General features: G+C 72.6%; 14 protein-coding genes. 7 read left to right on the forward strand and 7 right to left on the reverse strand.

Annotated features, from left to right (window positions below; all coding sequences use genetic code 11):
• Position 1: 1 nt before the first annotated feature.
• The 3 genes from OHB00_RS36005 to OHB00_RS36015 are packed head-to-tail and all read left to right on the forward strand — an operon-like array spanning position 2 to position 3,848.
• Positions 2 to 1,627 (forward strand): bifunctional 3-(3-hydroxy-phenyl)propionate/3-hydroxycinnamic acid hydroxylase, encoded by a 1,626-nt coding sequence (locus OHB00_RS36005; RefSeq protein WP_406441104.1) that lies wholly within the window; start codon positions 2 to 4, stop codon positions 1,625 to 1,627.
• Positions 1,624 to 3,597 carry an acetoacetate--CoA ligase gene (locus OHB00_RS36010; RefSeq protein ID WP_406441106.1) on the forward strand — a complete coding sequence of 658 codons (1,974 nt, stop codon included), beginning with the start codon at positions 1,624 to 1,626 and terminating at the stop codon, positions 3,595 to 3,597. The genes OHB00_RS36005 and OHB00_RS36010 overlap by 4 nt, the downstream gene beginning before the upstream one ends.
• Entirely contained in the window at positions 3,594 to 3,848 is a 255-nt protein-coding gene (locus tag OHB00_RS36015) for a hypothetical protein (RefSeq protein WP_406441108.1), read from the forward strand. The genes OHB00_RS36010 and OHB00_RS36015 overlap by 4 nt, the downstream gene beginning before the upstream one ends.
• A 53-nt stretch (positions 3,849 to 3,901) precedes the next feature.
• Here the strand turns inward: OHB00_RS36015 and OHB00_RS36020 are convergent, their stop codons facing one another.
• The 6 genes from OHB00_RS36020 to OHB00_RS36045 form a co-directional block, all read right to left on the reverse strand.
• A complete protein-coding gene (locus tag OHB00_RS36020) occupies positions 3,902 to 5,392 on the reverse strand; it encodes a CoA-acylating methylmalonate-semialdehyde dehydrogenase (protein ID WP_406441110.1) in 1,491 nt (496 codons plus the stop codon).
• A 14-nt stretch (positions 5,393 to 5,406) separates the two neighbouring features.
• Positions 5,407 to 7,290 (reverse strand): 3D-(3,5/4)-trihydroxycyclohexane-1,2-dione acylhydrolase (decyclizing), encoded by a 1,884-nt coding sequence (gene iolD / locus OHB00_RS36025; protein ID WP_406441112.1) that lies wholly within the window; start codon positions 7,288 to 7,290, stop codon positions 5,407 to 5,409.
• Positions 7,287 to 8,177 carry a 5-deoxy-glucuronate isomerase gene (gene iolB / locus OHB00_RS36030; RefSeq protein ID WP_406441114.1) on the reverse strand — a complete coding sequence of 297 codons (891 nt, stop codon included), beginning with the start codon at positions 8,175 to 8,177 and terminating at the stop codon, positions 7,287 to 7,289. Before iolB ends, iolD begins: the two co-directional genes overlap by 4 nt.
• Positions 8,174 to 9,046: an aldolase gene (locus OHB00_RS36035; protein WP_406441116.1), complete on the reverse strand. Its 873-nt coding sequence runs from the start codon at positions 9,044 to 9,046 to the stop codon at positions 8,174 to 8,176. The genes iolB and OHB00_RS36035 overlap by 4 nt, the downstream gene beginning before the upstream one ends.
• A 4-nt stretch (positions 9,047 to 9,050) precedes the next feature.
• Positions 9,051 to 10,031 (reverse strand): 5-dehydro-2-deoxygluconokinase, encoded by a 981-nt coding sequence (iolC, locus tag OHB00_RS36040; protein WP_406441117.1) that lies wholly within the window; start codon positions 10,029 to 10,031, stop codon positions 9,051 to 9,053.
• Between the two features lie 223 nt (positions 10,032 to 10,254).
• Positions 10,255 to 11,301 carry a LacI family DNA-binding transcriptional regulator gene (locus OHB00_RS36045; protein WP_406441119.1) on the reverse strand — a complete coding sequence of 349 codons (1,047 nt, stop codon included), beginning with the start codon at positions 11,299 to 11,301 and terminating at the stop codon, positions 10,255 to 10,257.
• 108 nt (positions 11,302 to 11,409) lie between these two features.
• On the opposite strand from OHB00_RS36045, the gene OHB00_RS36050 reads away from it, so the two are divergent.
• A complete protein-coding gene (locus OHB00_RS36050; RefSeq protein ID WP_406441121.1) occupies positions 11,410 to 12,588 on the forward strand; it encodes a phytanoyl-CoA dioxygenase family protein in 1,179 nt (392 codons plus the stop codon).
• 40 nt (positions 12,589 to 12,628) lie between these two features.
• The gene (locus OHB00_RS36055; RefSeq protein WP_406441123.1) at positions 12,629 to 13,390 is read left to right on the forward strand and encodes an SDR family oxidoreductase; all 762 of its coding nucleotides are present in this window, start codon (positions 12,629 to 12,631) and stop codon (positions 13,388 to 13,390) included.
• A gap of 292 nt (positions 13,391 to 13,682) precedes the next feature.
• On the opposite strand, the gene OHB00_RS36060 is transcribed toward OHB00_RS36055, so the two are convergent.
• Positions 13,683 to 14,570 carry a sugar phosphate isomerase/epimerase family protein gene (locus OHB00_RS36060; protein ID WP_406441125.1) on the reverse strand — a complete coding sequence of 296 codons (888 nt, stop codon included), beginning with the start codon at positions 14,568 to 14,570 and terminating at the stop codon, positions 13,683 to 13,685.
• 303 nt (positions 14,571 to 14,873) lie between these two features.
• Here OHB00_RS36060 and OHB00_RS36065 point away from each other — a divergent pair, with 303 nt between their 5' ends.
• On the forward strand, positions 14,874 to 15,599 hold the full coding sequence (locus tag OHB00_RS36065; protein WP_406441127.1) for a helix-turn-helix transcriptional regulator: 726 nt from the start codon (positions 14,874 to 14,876) through the stop codon (positions 15,597 to 15,599).
• A 31-nt stretch (positions 15,600 to 15,630) separates the two neighbouring features.
• The gene (locus OHB00_RS36070) at positions 15,631 to 16,149 is read left to right on the forward strand and encodes a DUF3291 domain-containing protein (RefSeq protein WP_406441129.1); all 519 of its coding nucleotides are present in this window, start codon (positions 15,631 to 15,633) and stop codon (positions 16,147 to 16,149) included.
• The last annotated feature ends 66 nt before the right edge of the window (positions 16,150 to 16,215 follow it).

Genomic DNA, 16,215 nt, shown 5'->3' on the forward strand with positions numbered 1-16,215 from the left:
CATGACCGCCGACGAGGCCGGATCTCGGGACACCGCGCCCGGATCGGCACCGCACAACCCCGCACCCGTCGTGATCATCGGCGCCGGACCGGTGGGCGTGACCGCCGCCCTCCTCCTCGCCCGGCGTGGGGTGCGCAGCGTCGTCCTGGAACGCCACCAGGACGTCTACCCGCTGCCGCGCGCCCTCGTCGTCGACGACGAGGTACGCAGGATCCTCCAGGCCGTGGGCATCGGCGAGGAGTTCGCGGCGATCGCCCGTCCGGGCAACGGACTGCGGCTGCTCGACGCCCGGCACCGGGTGATGGCCGAGTTCCGCCGCTCCGAGCACGGCCCCCATGGCTACCCGCAGACCAGCATGTTCGAGCAGCCGCAGCTGGAACGGCTGCTGCGCGGCGCCCTGGCCCGGCATCCGGAGTGCGAGCTGCGTGGCGGTGCGGAAGTGACCTGCGTCGACCCGGACACCGCGGGCCCCGTGCGGGTGACCTACCGCGACGCCGACGGCGAGCACGAGCTGTGGGCCGAGGCGGTGCTCGGCTGCGACGGCGCGGGCAGCCTCACCCGCGAGGCTCTCGGAGGCGTCTGGGAGGACCTGCGCTTCGAGGAGCGCTGGACCGTCGTCGACGTACGGACGCCGGCCGACGTCCGCTGCTGGGAGGGCGTCGACCAGGTCTGCGACCCGGACCGGCCGGCCACCTTCATGCGCGTCGCCGAGGACCGCTACCGCTGGGAGTTCCGGCTGTGCGAGGGGGAGCGGCCGCCCCTGCGCGAGCTGATCGCCCCGTGGCTCTCCCCGTCGTACGACGGGGACTTCGAGGTCGTCCGCGAGACCGAGTACACCTTCCGGGCGCGGGTCGCCGACCGGTGGCGCAGCGGACGGGTCTTCCTCCTCGGCGACGCAGCCCACACCACCCCGCCCTTCATCGGGCAGGGGCTCTGCGCCGGCCTGCGCGACGCCTACAACCTCACCTGGAAGCTCGCCCGTGTGCTCCGGCAGGGCGGCGACGAGCGGCTGCTGGACACCTACGAGAGCGAGCGCAAGCCGCACGCCCGACACGTGATCCGGCTCGCCGTCGCCATGGGCTGGGCCATGACCGGCGGCCAGGACGGTGCCGCCGGACTCCGCCGCAGGCTGCTGGCCGTGGCATGCCGCATCCCCGGTCTGACCGCGGTGGCCGGCCGCGGCATCAGCCCACCGCTCACCACCGGCCCCCTCGTGCGACGCCGCACTCCCCGGGGCGGTCGCCTCGCGGGCGCCCACTGCCCGCAGCCATGGGCCCGCGCCGACGGACGCCGGGCCCGGCTCGACGAGGTGCTCGGCGACTCCTTCACCATCCTGACCCTTGCCGACCCCTCACCCTCCCTGACGGCGCTCGCGCACGGGCTCGGCATCAGGGCGGTCTCCGTGACCGGCCTCGGCGACGACGGCACGCTCGCCGCCTGGCTGCGCACCGGCAGAGCCGACGCCGTCCTGCTGCGCCCCGACCGGATCGTCATGGACATCGTCCCGGCCGGCGGCCGCGCCTTCACGGACACCGCCGCCTGGGCGTCCCTGCTGCACACCACGCGCAGCCCGAACCGTTCTCCCCGGACCGCCGGGACAAGCCTGCTGAGGAGCACCGCGCCATGACCCGGCCGTACCCGGACCCCTTCACGACGCCCGATCCACAGGCCGTCGCAGGCAGCCGCATCATGGACTTCGCCCGCCACGCCGGCCGGGACGCCACCGACTACACGGCCCTGCACCGGTGGTCGGTCACCGACCTGGAGGATTTCTGGGGCGCGGTGTGGGAGTACTTCGGCATCGAGGCAGAGAGCCCGTACGAGCGGGTACTGAGCGAGGAGCGGATGCCAGGGGCCCGCTGGTTCCCGGGCGCCACCCTCAACTACGCCCACCACGCCCTGCGCAACCTCGCCGACGACCGGCCCGCGGTCATCGCGCTGGACGAGACCGGCTCCGGCTACCCGGTGAGCGGTGACCGGCTGCGCGCCCAGGTCGCCTCCGTCGCCGCCACCCTGCGCGATCTCGGCGTCGGCCAAGGCGATCGGGTCGTCGGCTACCTCCCCAACACCCCGCACGCGATCGTCGCGTTCCTCGCCGCCGCGAGCCTCGGCGCCGTCTGGTCGGTGTGCGGGCAGGACTACGCCCCGAAGGCCGCCGCCGACCGCTTCGCCCAGCTCGAACCCACCGTGCTGATCGCCGCCGACGGCTACCTCTTCAACGGCGCCACCCACGACCGCCGTCAGGCCGCGCTCGAACTGGCCGACGGGCTCCCGACGTTGAAGGCGACGCTGCTGGTGGACCACGCGGGTCTGCCGTGGCCCACGGAGCCGCACCCGTTTCTCCTGGTGTCCTGGGAGGAGGCGTCCACCCGCACGGAGCAACTCACCTGTACCGCCGTGCCGTTCGACCACCCGCTGTGGGTCGTCTTCTCCTCCGGCACCACCGGCCTGCCCAAAGGCATCGTGCACGGTCACGGCGGCGTGCTGGTCGAGCACCTGAAGACCCTCGGCCTGCACTCCGACCTCGGCCCCGGCGACCGCCTCCTCTGGTACACCACCACCCACTGGATGATGTGGAACCTGGTCGTCTCCACCCTGCTGACCGGCGCCACGACCTGCACCTACGACGGCAGCCCGGCACCCTCCGCCAAGCCCGACACCCTCTGGGAGCTGGCCGCCCGGCACCGGGTGACCGTCTTCGGCACCAGCCCCCAGTACCTGCTGGGCATGGCCAAGTTCGGCATCGACCCGTCCGCGCACGACCTCTCGGCGATCCGCGTGGTCGGCTGCACCGGCTCCGCCCTGCCCGCCTCCGCCTACCCCTGGGTCCGCGACCACGTGGGCGAGCGCGTGCTGCTGGCCTCCATCAGCGGCGGCACGGACGTGGTCTCCGGCTTCGCGGGCAGCGCACCCAACACCCCGGTCTGGGCGGGGGAGTTGTCCGCACCCCACCTGGGTGTGGCACTGGCCGCGTACGACGCGGAGGGCCTCCCGGTGGTGGACCAGGTCGGTGAGCTGGTGGTCACCCGGCCCATGCCGTCGATGCCGCTGTACTTCTGGAACGACCCGGACGGCAGCCGCTACCGCGAGGCCTACTTCTCCTCCTACCCGGAGGTCTGGCGGCACGGCGACTGGATCACGGTCACGGGCCACGGCTCGGTGATCGTCCACGGCCGCTCCGACAGCACGCTCAACCGCAATGGCGTCCGCCTGGGCAGCGCCGACATCCACGACGCCGTCGAACGGCTGCCCGAAGTCGCGGAAGCCCTGGTCATCGGCGCGGAGGAGGCGGACGGCGGCTACTGGATGCCGCTGTTCGTGGTCCTCGCCGCCGGAGCGGTCCTGGACGACGCCCTCCGGGACCGGATCCGCGACGCGATCCGCGCGGCCGCCTCTCCGCGTCACGTCCCCGAGGAGATCCTCGAAACGCCGGGCATCCCGCACACCCGTACCGGCAAGAAACTGGAGGTCCCGATCAAGCGCCTGCTGCAGGGCGCCCCGGTCGAGCAGGTCGTCAACCCGGCCTCCGTGGACAACCCCGACCTCATCGATTACTACGCCCGCCTGGGCGCCGAACGCCGGAGACGGTCCGCGTGACGGCGGCCCGGATCGCCCTGACCGCCGTGCTGTGCCTGGTCTTCTTTCCGCTGTGTCCGGCGAAGACCGCCGCGGTGCCGTCCATGCGCGGGGCGGCGGCCCACCTCGGCAGGTCGGCGGGCCTTCTCGCCCGCACCATGGACTCGGACAACGTGACCACGTTCGCCTTGGACGCCAGGACCAACAAGACGAGTCACGTCGCGACGACCACCGCGCCCCGCGCGGCGGTCATCGGTTTCCCCTCCCTTTGACCCGCCGGGCGGCGAACCGCCCGGCGGTCGTTCTCGTCGGACAGCCCGGCGGGTCAGCTGGAGGTGGGGAAGGTGAACCCGGCGGTGACCTGCTGGGCGGGCTGGGGCCAGCGGGTGGTGACGACCTTGGGGCGGGTGTAGAAGCGGACGCCCTCGGGGCCGTGGATGGGGGAGTCGCCGATGAGGGAGTCCTTCCAGCCGCCGAAGGAGTAGTACGACATCGGGACCGGCACGGGCACGTTGATGCCGATCATGCCGACCTTGATCCGGCGCTGGAAGCGGCGGGCGGCCTCACCGGAGCCGGTGAACAGGGCGGTCCCGTTGCCGTACGGGTTGGCGTTGATGAGCTCGATGGCCTGGTCGAGGCTGTCGGCGCGGACGATCGCGAGGACCGGGCCGAACAGCTCCTCCTTGTAGGCGTCCATCTCGGTGGTGACGTGGTCGAGGAGGGAGGGGCCGGTGAAGAAGCCGTCCTCGTGACCGTCGATCTTCAGTCCACGTCCGTCGACGACCACGGTCGCGCCCTGCGCGGCAGCCGTGCCGACGGCGTTCTCCACGCGCTCCTGGGCGGCCTTGGTGACCAGCGGGCCCATCTCGGTGCCGGGCACGTCACCCGGGCCGACCCGCACCTCGCCTGCCTTGCGGGTGAGGATCTCGACCAGCGCGTCGGCCGCGTCACCGACGGCGACGGCCACCGACACCGCCATGCAGCGCTCACCGGCGGAGCCGTAGGCGCCGGCGGTGATGTGGTCGGCGGCGAATTCGAGGTCGGCGTCGGGCAGGACGACGGCATGGTTCTTTGCACCGCCGAGGGCCTGGACCCGCTTGCCGTGAGCGATGGCCTGCTCGTGGACGTACTTCGCGATCGGCGTCGAGCCGACGAAGGAGACGGCCTCGATGCCCGGGTGGGTGAGGATCGCGTCCACGGCGTCCTTGCCGCCGTGCACGACGTTGAACACGCCGTCGGGCAGACCGGCCTTCTTGTAGAGCTCGGCGACGAAGTTGGCGGCGGAGGGGTCGCGCTCGGACGGCTTGAGGATGAACGTGTTGCCGGTGGCGATGGCGACCGGGTGCATCCACAGCGGCACCATCGCCGGGAAGTTGAACGGGGTGATGCCGGCGACCACGCCCAGCGGCTGGCGGAAGTTGTGCACGTCCACGCCGCGCGAGACCTGGTCGGAGAAGGAGCCCTTCAGCACGTCGCCCAGGCCGCAGACGTATTCGACGACCTCACGGCCGCGGGTGATCTCGCCGCGGGCGTCGTCGACGGTCTTGCCGTGCTCGGCGGAGATGATCCGGCCCAGCTCCTCCTCGTGCTCCACGAGCAGCTGGCGGAAGTTGAACATGACCTGGACGCGCTGGGAGAGCGAGGACTCCGACCAGGTCTCGAAGGCGGCGGAGGCCGCCTGGACGGCGGTGTCGATGTCCGCGCTGCCGCCGAGGACGACGCGGGCCTGCTCGGCGCCGGTGGCCGGGTTGTAGACGGGGGCCGTCGCGGTGCCGGAGACCGGGGAGCCGTTGATCCAGTGCGGGATGGTGTTCACGGGAGTGGGTGTCCTTAGAGGTAGTGCCGCTGGGCGCGCTTGTGGGTGGCGTAGGTGTCGTAGGCGGCCTGGGTGGTGTCGAGGGCGGAGGCCTGGCTGACGGGGACGTCCCACCAGCCGTGGCCGGGCGGGTTGGGGCCGTACAGGTCGGTCTCGACGTGCACGACGGTGGTGCGGGTGGCGGCCCTGGCCTTGTCCATCGCGGAGCGGAACTCCTCGACGGAGGCGGCGTGCAGGACGTCCGCGCCGAGGCTGGAGGCGTTGGCGGCGAGGTCGACGGGGAGGACGTCGCCGTCCAGGTGCCCCGAGTCGCCGTCGCGGTAGCGGTACCTGGTGCCGAAGCGCTGCGAGCCCAGTGACTCCGAGAGCGAACCGATCGACGCGAAGCCGTGGTTCTGCACCAGCACGATGATGACCTTCAGGCCCTCGGAGACCATGGTCACGATCTCCTGCGCCATCATCAGGTACGAGCCGTCACCGACCAGGACGACGACCTCGCGGGACGGGTCGGCCATCTTCGCGCCGACGCCCGCGGCGACCTCGTAGCCCATGCAGGAGTACGCGTACTCGACGTGGTAGGCCTTGGGATCGCGGGCCCGCCACAGCTGCTGGAGGTCGCCGGGCATGGATCCGGCCGCGTTGATCACCACGGCACGGTCGTCGAGGACGTCGTTCAGGGCGCCGAGGATCTGCGTCTGGGCGGGCAGAGCACCGGTGTTGCGGCCGGGCGCGAAGCACTCCTGCTCGATCTCCCGTGTACGGGCGATGAGTTCACGGGCGTGGCGCCGGTACGCAGGGGCGACCTCCCAGCCGTCGAGGGCCCCCGCGAGGGCCTGGATGCCCAGGCGGGCGTCGGCCACCAGCGGCTCGGCGGAGTGCTTGACGGCGTCGAGGCGGGCGACGTTGAGGTTGACGAACGTGACGTCCGGGTTGCCGAAGACGGTGTGGCTGGCGGTCGTGAAGTCGGAGTACCGGGTGCCGATGCCCAGGACCACGTCCGCGTCCCTCGCCAGTTCGTTGGCCGCGTACGACCCCGTCGAGCCGATGCCGCCGACCGCGTAGGGGTGGTCCCACGGGACCGCGCCCTTGCCGGCGTGGGTGTCGGCGACCGGGATGCCGGTGGCCTCGGCGAAGGCCCGCAGCGCGGTCTCCGCACCGGAGTACACGGCGCCGCCGCCGGCCACGATCAGCGGCCTCTTCGCCCGCCTGAGAAGCGCCACGGCCCGCTCGACGGCCGCGGGCTCGGGCACCGGGCGGCCCACGTGCCACACCCGGCGGCGGAAGAAGGAGACGGGCCAGTCGTGGGCCTCGGCCTGCACGTCCTGCGGCAGCGCCAGGGTCACGGCGCCGGTCTCGACCGGGTCGGTCAGAACCCGCATCGCCGCCAGTGCGGCCGGGATCAGCTGCTCGGGCCGGGAGACGCGGTCGAAGTACTTCGACACGGCGCGGAAGGCGTCGTTGACGGTGACGTCGCCGCCGCGGGTGTCCTCCAGCTGCTGGAGCACCGGGTCGGCGGCGCGGGTCGCGAACATGTCGGACGGCAGCAGGAGCACGGGCAGGCGGTTGGTGGTGGCCAGGGCCGCGCCCGTGATCATGTTGGTGGAGCCGGGACCCGTCGACGCGGTGCAGGCGAACGTGGCCAGCCGGTCGCGCATCTTCGCGTAGGCCACCGACGCGTGGACCATGCCCTGTTCGTTGCGGGCGAGGTAGTAGGGCAGGTCGGCTTCGCCGGTGGTGGCGGCCTGGAGGAGGGCCTGGCCGATGCCGGCCACGTTGCCGTGGCCGAAGATGCCCCACACCCCGGGGATCAGGCGCTGCTCCTGGCCGTCGCGCTCGCTGTACTGGGCGGCCAGGAAGCGGACCAGGGCCTGGGCGGTGGTCAGTCGTACGGTGTTCATCGGCTCTCTCCGAAGGGCAGCCGGTCGTCCACGTCCTGGGAGTCCCAGGTGGCGCGGACCCAGCCGTGGGCGGGGTCGTCGCAGATCAGCCAGGCGCGGTCCTGGCCGGGACCCGCCATGACGTTGAGGTAGTAGAGGTCGTAGCCGGGGGCGGCGATCGAGGGGCCGTGCCAGCCGTGCGGGATCAGCACGGTGTCGCCGGAGCGGACCTCCGCGAGTACGTCGATGGGCCGTTCGGGGGTCCCGTACACGCGCTGGTAGCCGAAGCCGCTGCCGTCGCCGGAGACCTCGAAGTAGTAGATCTCCTCCAGGTGCGACTCGACCGGACTGCCGTCCGCGTCCGTGCGGGCCTCGTCATGCTTGTGCGGCGGATAGGAGGACCAGTTGCCGCCCGGCGTGAGCACCTCGCACACCAGCAGCTGCTCGGCGTCGAACGTCCCCGGCAGGCAGTAGTTGTTGACCTGCCGGGAGCAGGCGCCGGCGCCGCGCAGCTCCACCGGTACGTCCTCCCTGCGCCCGTACCGGGCCGAGTGACCTCCCTGCCCGGTACGGGCGCAGGGCAGCGCGAACCGTCCTCCGGACGCGCTGCTGATCACGGCCTCCGACTCGCGCGGAAGGTACGCGAAGTCGGTGACCGAGGCGAACACGCCCGACCGGCCTTCGAGTTCGAAGGTGCCGCCGTCCGTGGTGACGGTGCACGAGCCCGCCAGCGGCAGCACCAGGAACTCGCAGTCCCCGGTGGACAGGGCGTGCGCCTCACCCGGCGCCAGGGTCAGGACCCGGAGGCCGGTGTGTCCCCAGCCCGCCGACTCCGGCGTGACGTGGACGTCGTAGCGGCCGTCGGCCGAAGCGCCGGCAGGCAGGTGGTACTTGCTCGTCCCGCTCACAGCAGGCTCACCGCCTTGTCGACCGCCCCGGCCACGTCGCCGTCTGAGGGGTAGAGCAGGGAGCGGCCGACGACCAGGCCCTGCGCGGTCGGCTCCTTGAGCGCCCGGCCCCAGGAGGCGAAGGCGGCCTCGGGGTCGGTGACCTCGCCGCCCAGCAGCAGCGCCGGCAGGGTGGAGGCGGCGAGCACGCGCTCCATGTCCTGGACCACCGGCAGCTTCAGCCAGGTGTAGGCGGTGCGGCGGCCGAGACCCGACGCGACGGTGACCGACTTGATGACGGCATCGGTGGAGAGGTCGTTGCGGATCCTGCCCTCCCGCCACTCGGAGACGAACGGCTCGATCATGGCGATGAGGTGCCGGTCGTTGAGCTCGTTGACCGCGTGGGCGGTGTCCTGCAGCACCGACGGGGTGGCGGGGTCGGACAGAGCGATGCGGGTGAGCATCTTGCCGCCGTCGAAGCCCATGGCCGCGATGGTCTCGGCGTCGTACCCGGTGAACCGGTCGTCGATCTCGAACACCGAACCCGCGAGCCCCGCCCGGTTCATCGAACCGAACACGCTCTTGCCGTCGAGGACGCCGAGCAGGAGCAGGTCTTCGAGGATGTCGGCGGTGGCGAGGACACCCGTCACCCCCGGTCGCTCCAGCGCGGTGCAGAGGCGGTCGAGGAGTGCGAAGCGGTCCGCCATGGCAGCGGGGTCCGCGCCGACGCCGGTGGCGCCGCGGGCGGGGTGGTCGGCAGCGATGATCATCGCCTTGCCGTGCTCGCCCAGCAGTGAGGTCGCCTTCACCCGGCGTACCGCGGCGGCTGCGACGGCACCGGGGTCGTGCACCCGGGCGGTCACGATCCGGCTCACGTTGTCGGACAGCACGTCGTCACACCTCTCGCTCGGAGTCGTCGGTCGCCCCGCGCAGCTTCGCCTCGACCTCGGCCTGGGTCGGCATGGCGTCGGAGCAGGACAGGCGGCCGGCCACCAGGGCACCGGCCGCGTTGGCGAAGGACACCGTGCGCCGGGTGTCCCAGCCGGCCAGCAGTCCGTGGCACAGGGCCCCGCCGAAGGCGTCACCGGCGCCGAGCCCGTTGACCACGTCCACGGGCACGGGCGGGATCTCGGTGACCGAGCCCTCCCGGTCCATGGCCAGGACGCCCCTGGGGCCCTGCTTGACCACGGCCAGCTCCACGCCGGCCGCCAGCAGTGCCTTGGCGGCCGCGTACGGCTCACGCTCGCCGGTGGCGACCTCGCACTCGTCGATGTTGCCGACCGCGACCGTCGTACGGCGAAGTGCCTCCCGGTAGCGGGCGCGCGCTTCGGCCGGGTCGGCCCGGGCTGTGTCCTTCCAGAACATCGGCCGCCAGTCCAGGTCGAACACCGTCACCCCGGCCCTGGCCCGGTGCTCCAGCGCGGCCAGGGTGGCCGAGCGGCTCGGCTCCTCGCTCAGGCCGGTCCCGGTGATCCAGAACACGGACGCGTCGCGCACCGCCGCCAGGTCCAGCTCTTCGGGCCGGATGTCCAGGTCGGGGGCCTTGGGCAGGCGGTAGAAGTACAGCGGGAAGTCGTCCGGCGGGAAGATCTCGCAGAACGTCACCGGGGTCGGCGCGATCTCCGACGTCCCCACGAAACGAGGGTCCACGCCGTAGCCGTCCAGGGCCTTGCGGACGAAGTCGCCGAAGGGGTCCCGGCCGGTCTTGGTGATCACGGCGGCGGAACGGCCGTAGCGGGCGGCGGCCACCGCGACGTTCGTGGGGCTGCCGCCCAGGTACTTGCCGAACGAGGTGACCTCGGCCAGTCCCACGCCCGTCTGGAGCGGATACACGTCCACTCCGACCCGGCCCATGGTCAGCACGTCGTACGGCATCACGCTGTTTCCCTTCGCTCCGGAGACTGCGGCAGGGCGGTCCGGTGCGGGACCGCGATGGCTTGGAGCGCTTCGGCAGCGTCCTCCGAGTCACGTACGATGCCGCCCCTCAAATGTCATGTCAATAGGATGTCGTGATGACGCTGACGTGACATGCCGGACACCGGACCCGCGAGGCGAGGCGACGCCCCGGCGGTGGGCGCCTGGCCGGCACGGGCGCGGCTCAGCCAGGGAACGGCACGACCGCCACGTCCGGGGGCAGGTTGAAGGGGGTGACCACCTGGATCGCCGAGGGGAGGGCCGGGCCGTCGTCCGGCAGGGCCCGGTGGGCGCGCATCACGGTCTGGCAGGCGCGCCGCACGTCCTGGCGCAGGTCGTGGTGGAGGACCGCGGACAGCCGGCGCTCGCGCAGCAGGCGGGTGTTGTCGTGGTCGAGGTCGTGCGCGACGAAGACCGCGCACTGCCGGCCCAGGGCGTCGAAGGCGTCCAGCGTGGCGAGGTTGCCGCCGCCCATGGAGTAGACGGCCACGATGTCCGCGTCGCGCCTGAGGGCGTCCAGCACCAGGTCGCGCTGGGTGGTGTCCAGGCCGTCGCTGTCCGTGACCTCCACCAGCGAGCGCCGGGAACCGGCGAGGCGCATCGCGCTGCGCAAGCCCATCTCGCGCTCCTCCTCGCCGCGGAAGGAGCCCCGGCTGATGGTGGTGAGCACGTTGCCGGGCCGGTCGCCGAGCCACTGTTCGAGCAGGTAGGCGGCGGTGGCGCCGGCTGCCCGGTTGTCGATGCCGATGTAGGCGAGGCGGGCGCTGTGCGGCAGGTCGGTCACCAGGGTGACGACGGGAACGCCGGCCGCGACCAGCCGCCCGACGGCGGCCGTGAGCTCCGGTACGTCCGGCGCCTTGAGGATCACGCCCTGGGTACCGCGCTCGGCGATCTTCTCCAGGGTGGCGACCAGGTCCTCGGGCTGGCAGCTCTCGCGGAAGTGGAAACGGGAGCGCACGACGGCCGGGTGCAGGGAGGGCAGCTCGGCCTCCAGCGCCTCGCGTACGGCGGTGGAGAACCGTTCCGGTGCCTGCATGACGATGTCGATCATGAACGTGCGGCCGCCGATGCGGACCTGGGTCTGCTGGCGGTCCAGGTCCTTGATGGCCTGGTGGACCTCCCGGACGGTGCTCTCCCGCACCTTGCCCCGCTGATGGAGCACGCGGTCGACCGTGGCCGTGCTCAGCCCGGCCTGACGGGCGATTTCCCTGATCGTGTAGGGGTGGCGCATGGCGGATCCCAGGAGGACGTGATGGACTTTTGATGCACTGCTGAGGATTGAATGATGGGTTCGGGACCTCAAGACTGGCAGAAAGGCAAGCACGGCGAAAGGACCCCGATGCCCTCCCGAGCCCTCGCACAGCGGACCTGGCTGACCGAGGCCGACTGCGATCTCGATGCCTTCCGCTCGCTCGTCGAGCAGGAGACCGACGCCGCCGACCACCCCTCGGCGGAGCGCGTCGAGCAGCACGTGCCCCTCTACGACAGCGACCGGCTCCGCACCCTCTCGGCCACCGCGCAGGGCCGCCGAGAGGTACAGGACGAGCTGGTACGGGCGCTGCTCGACGGACCCGGCGTCGTCGTCCTCAAAGGCGCGTTCGCCGACCCGGGCGTCGTCGACCGGGCCACCGACGCCTTCAGGGCGCTGATCGAGGAGGAGCGCGCGAGCGGCGTCGCCCGCGGTGACCACTTCGCCAGGCCGGGCGCCAACGGCCGCGTCTGGAACGCCCTGGACAAGATGGCCCTACGGGCGCCCGAGGTGTTCGCCGACTACTACGCGAACGACATGCTCGCACTGATCGCCGAGGGCTGGCTGGGCCCCGCCTACCAGGTCACCTCGCAGGTCAACGTCGTCAACCCGGGCGGGGCCGCGCAGAGCGTGCACCGCGACTACCACCTCGGTTTCCTCTCCCAGGAGCGGGCCGCCGCCTATCCGGCGCACGTCCACCGCCTGTCGCCCGTACTCACCCTCCAGGGCGCCGTGGCCCACTGCGACATGCCCGTCGAGTCCGGCCCCACGCTCTACCTCCCGCACTCGCAGAAGTACGAGCCCGGCTACCTCGCCTGGCGACTGCCCGAGTTCGTGGAGTACTTCGACACCCACCACGTCCAGCTCCCCCTGGACAAGGGCGACGCGGCCTTCTTCAACCCCGCGCTCTTCCACGCCGCGGGACACAACCGCTCCACCGGCATCCGCCGCATGGCCAACCTGCTGCAGATCTCCTCCGCCTTCGGCCGCGCGATGGAGACGGTGGACCGGGAGGCGATGGCCAACGCCCTCTTCCCGGTGCTGCTGCGCCGCAAGGCCGACGGGGTCTCGCGGGACTGGCTGCGCCGGGTGGTCGCCGCCACCGCCGAGGGCTACCCCTTCCCCACCGACCTGGACCTCGACCCGCCGGTCGACGGTCTCGCCCCGCCCTCCCAGGCGGACACCCTCGCGCAGGCCGTGGCCGAGGACTGGACCCCCGAGCGGCTCGGGCAGGAACTGCGGGCCGGCGCCGAACGCCGGCACGACTGACGCCGAACGCCGGCACGACTGACAGGGAGACACCCCACTCATGGCACTTCTTCAGGACAAGGTGGTCCTGGTCAACGGCGGCAGCCAGGGCGTCGGCGCCGGCATCGTGCGGGCGGCCGTACGGGAGGGCGCCACCGTCGTCCTCACCGGCCGCCGGGCCGGGACCGGCGAGCAGCTCGCCGCCGACACCGGCGCGCTCTTCGTACGGGCGGACCTCGCCGACCCGGCGCAGGCGCGCGAGTCCGTCGTACGCACCGTGGACGCGCACGGCCGGATCGACTGCCTGGTCAACGCGGCCGGCCTGACGTCCCGCGGCTCGCTCCTGGACACCACGCCGGAGCTGTTCGACCAGCACATGGCGGTCAACCTGCGGGCACCGTTCTTCTCGATGCAGGCGGCGGTGGCCGACATGGTCGCCCGCAAGGCACCCGGCACCATCGTCAACATCATCTCCAACTGCGCCCACGGCGGCCCGCCGTTCCTGGCGCCCTACTCCGCGGCCAAGGCCGGTCTCGCCGGGCTGACCCGCAACGCGGCCCACGCCCACCGCTGGGACCGGATCCGGATCAACGGCCTCAACATCGGCTGGACGGACACCGAGGGCGAGGACGCCGTCCAGCGCGCCTTCCACGGCGCGGGCGACGACTGGCGGGAACAGGCGGCCGCGGCCCAGCCCATGGGCAAGCTCGGCCAGGTCGACGAGATCGCCGACTTCGTCGTCTTCCTGCTGTCCGACCGCAGTGGGGTGGTGACCGGCTCGGTCATCGACTGGGACCAGAACGTCTTCGGCGGCCAGGACTGAGCGGCGGGCGCGCGGGGTGCGGCCACGGCGCCGGACTTCGTGCGCCCGCACCGGGGCGATCGGGTAGCGGCGCGCAGCGCCGCCGGCCGGTGCGCCGGGGAACCACGGCCGCGCACGGTGCTTTCGGACCGTCCGGCGGCTCCGTGCGCGGGAAAGGGGGGCGGACCGTCCGGTCCGCCCCGGCAGCCGTGGCAGGGGGGTGCCTCCGTCGCAGCGGTGGCAGCTACGGCAGCGAGCGACGGCGGCCTTGGCCGCGGTGGCCGAAGACCGCGCCCGCTGGCGTCGGCGGGGACTACGCGACGCCCCGCAGTACCGAGCGCAGGTGCTCGGCGCTGGCCCACACGTCCTCGACCGGGCCCTTCTCCTTGGGCTCCGCGGTGAGGATGGTGTCCTGTTCCAGGACGTACCAGCCGTCGTACCCGCGGGCGCTGAGGTGCGTGACGATCGCCTGGACATCGACGTCGCCCGCGCCCAGCGGGCGGTACATGCCCGCGCGGACGGCCTCGGTGTAGGTGAGGCGGCCGGACTGGACCCGGGCGGCGAGGGAGGCGTCCACGTCCTTCATGTGGGTGTGGGCGATCCGCTCGGGGGCCTGCCGGGTCAGCTCCGCCGGGTCCGTGCCGCCGATGAGCAGGTGGCCGGTGTCGAGGCAGAGGGAGATCGACGAGTGCTCCAGGACCCGGCGGACCTCGTCGCCGTTCTCGATCATCGTGCCGACGTGCGGGTGCAGGACCGCCCGCACCCCGCGCTCGGCGGCCAGCGCGGTCAGCCGGTCGAGGTTGGACAGGAGCAGCTTCCAGCCGTCCGCGTCGAGTTCGGGCCGGGAGTCGTAGCCGTCCAGGCCGGTGACCGCGGACAGGACGAGGACCTCGGCCTCCGAGGCGGCGTAGCCGGCCAGGAGCTGTTCCGCCTCGGGCAGCGGGTCGTGGCCGGGCACGTGCAGCAGCAGCGGGGTGAAACCGCCGACGGCGTGCAGGTCGTGGTCGGCGAGGACGCGGGCCATCGCCTCCGGGGCGGCGGGCAGGAAGCCGTCGGGGCCGAACTCGGTGGCGGCCAGGCCGACCTCGCGCATCTCCTTCAGCACCCGCTCGGGTGTCAGCTGGTAGCCCCAGCCGGGCACTTCGCACACGCCCCAGGAGATGGGCGCGCCGGCGATCCGGTTCAGCTGTGGGGTGGTCATGCCGTGGCCTTTCGATGGGTCCAGTGGGGGGCGTCGCCCGGTACGGCCGTCACGTCCTCGGCCCCGGCGAGCGCCACCGGGCCCGCCGCCGAACCGCCGAGCGGTCTCGCACGGCGGGCGGCCAGGCCGTTGGCGTGCTGGCAACGCTAGGTTCGCGAGAGGGTTTGGTGAAGCCCTCGAAACCATCAATTTCCCGTCATCGGGGCCATCATTTTCCCGTTCGGCGTGCGGCTTCCCGCAGCGGAGACACGCTGCGGCCCGGAGCCTTCTATCTCCAATCCGCGTTGTTCCTAGAATGGCCTGGTGGACGACATCGACGCGATCGCGGCGTTGCAGGATCCGGTGCGACGCAGGCTGTACGAGTACGTGGCGGCGCAGGGCCGCGAGGTCGGCCGTAACGAGGCCGCCGAGGCGACCGGGGTGGCCCGCACGCTCGCCGCGCACCATCTGGACCGGCTGGCCGAGGCCGGGCTGCTCGACACCGGCAGCCGCCGCCTGACCGGGCGCTCGGGGCCGGGGGCGGGCCGCCCCGCCAAGGTGTACACGCGGGCGCGGGACGAACGGATCGTCTCGCTGCCCGCCCGCGACTACCGCACCGCCGCCGAACTGCTCGCCGAAGCCGCCGAGCAGGCCGGGCTGGACGCCGGGCTCTGTGCGGCCGCGCGCCGCCGCGGCGAGGCCCTGCGCGGCTCGGCGGCGCCCTGCGGCGGCCTCGACGAGGCCATGGAGATGCTCGCGGCCCGCGGTTACGAACCGCACTTGGAAGCCGCAGGGGAGGCGGGGGGCGCCGGGGACGCCGAAGCCGCCGCGGCCGGCGAGGGGGCGGCCGGGGCGGCGGCGCCTGTCGTCCGCATGCGCAACTGCCCCTTCCATGCCGTCGCCGAACGTTTCCCGCCGCTCGTCTGCGGCATGAACCTCGCGCTGCTGGAGGGGCTGCTCGGTGCCGGCGGTCCGGTCCGGGCCCGTATGGACGCCCGGCCGGGCGAGTGCTGTGTGGTGCTGGAGAGTTCTAAAAACAATGAGCATTGACATAGAAATAAGGGCGTGCTGACATGAGGCAATGACCGCATCCGCGTACGCTGCCCACCTCGCCCAGCTGAATGTCGCCACGCTCCGCTTCCCCCTGGACGACCCGCGCATGGCGCCGTTCGTCGACATGCTCGACACGGTCAACGCCGCTGCCGATGACACGCCCGGCTTCGTGTGGCGGCTCGTGGAGGACGGGGCGGCCGACGCCACCGCCCTGCGCCCGGCGGGCGAGGACGTCATCGTCAACCTGACGGTGTGGGAGACCCAGGAGGCGCTGTGGAACTTCACCTACCGCAGTGAGCACCTCGACGTGATCCGGCGGCGGCGCGAATGGTTCGAGCGGCACGTCGAGGCGCACCTGGTGCTCTGGTGGGTCCCCGCCGGTCACATCCCGACCACCGGCGAGGCCCTGGACCGGCTGGCGGACCTGCGCGCGCACGGTCCGTCGGCGCGCGCGTTCACCTTCGCCACCGCCTGTTCCGCCGCCGAGGCCGGCTTCGGATCCCGCCCCGCCGCGGACGTCCGTACCGCTGCCGCCGGGCGTGGGTGAGTCGCGGGTGGCCGTCGACGGGCCGGGGTGCCGGGGCGCCCGTGCCGCTGCCACTGGTCTCGCCCG

Origin of the sequence: Streptomyces sp. NBC_00631, from assembly GCF_045206895.1 — a bacterium.
Classification (GTDB): domain Bacteria; phylum Actinomycetota; class Actinomycetes; order Streptomycetales; family Streptomycetaceae; genus Streptomyces.

Excerpts from the sequence above, each read along its gene's own strand:
- OHB00_RS36005 (WP_406441104.1), top strand. The coding sequence starts at position 2 with ATGACCGCCGACGAGGCCGGATCTCGGGACACCGCGCCCGGATCGGCA.
- OHB00_RS36010 (WP_406441106.1), top strand. The coding sequence starts at position 1,624 with ATGACCCGGCCGTACCCGGACCCCTTCACGACGCCCGATCCACAGGCC.
- iolD (WP_406441112.1), bottom strand. The coding sequence starts at position 7,290 with ATGAACACCGTACGACTGACCACCGCCCAGGCCCTGGTCCGCTTCCTG.
- iolC (WP_406441117.1), bottom strand. The coding sequence starts at position 10,031 with ATGCCGTACGACGTGCTGACCATGGGCCGGGTCGGAGTGGACGTGTAT.
- OHB00_RS36045 (WP_406441119.1), bottom strand. The coding sequence starts at position 11,301 with ATGCGCCACCCCTACACGATCAGGGAAATCGCCCGTCAGGCCGGGCTG.
- OHB00_RS36050 (WP_406441121.1), top strand. The coding sequence starts at position 11,410 with ATGCCCTCCCGAGCCCTCGCACAGCGGACCTGGCTGACCGAGGCCGAC.
- OHB00_RS36055 (WP_406441123.1), top strand. The coding sequence starts at position 12,629 with ATGGCACTTCTTCAGGACAAGGTGGTCCTGGTCAACGGCGGCAGCCAG.
- OHB00_RS36060 (WP_406441125.1), bottom strand. The coding sequence starts at position 14,570 with ATGACCACCCCACAGCTGAACCGGATCGCCGGCGCGCCCATCTCCTGG.
- OHB00_RS36070 (WP_406441129.1), top strand. The coding sequence starts at position 15,631 with ATGACCGCATCCGCGTACGCTGCCCACCTCGCCCAGCTGAATGTCGCC.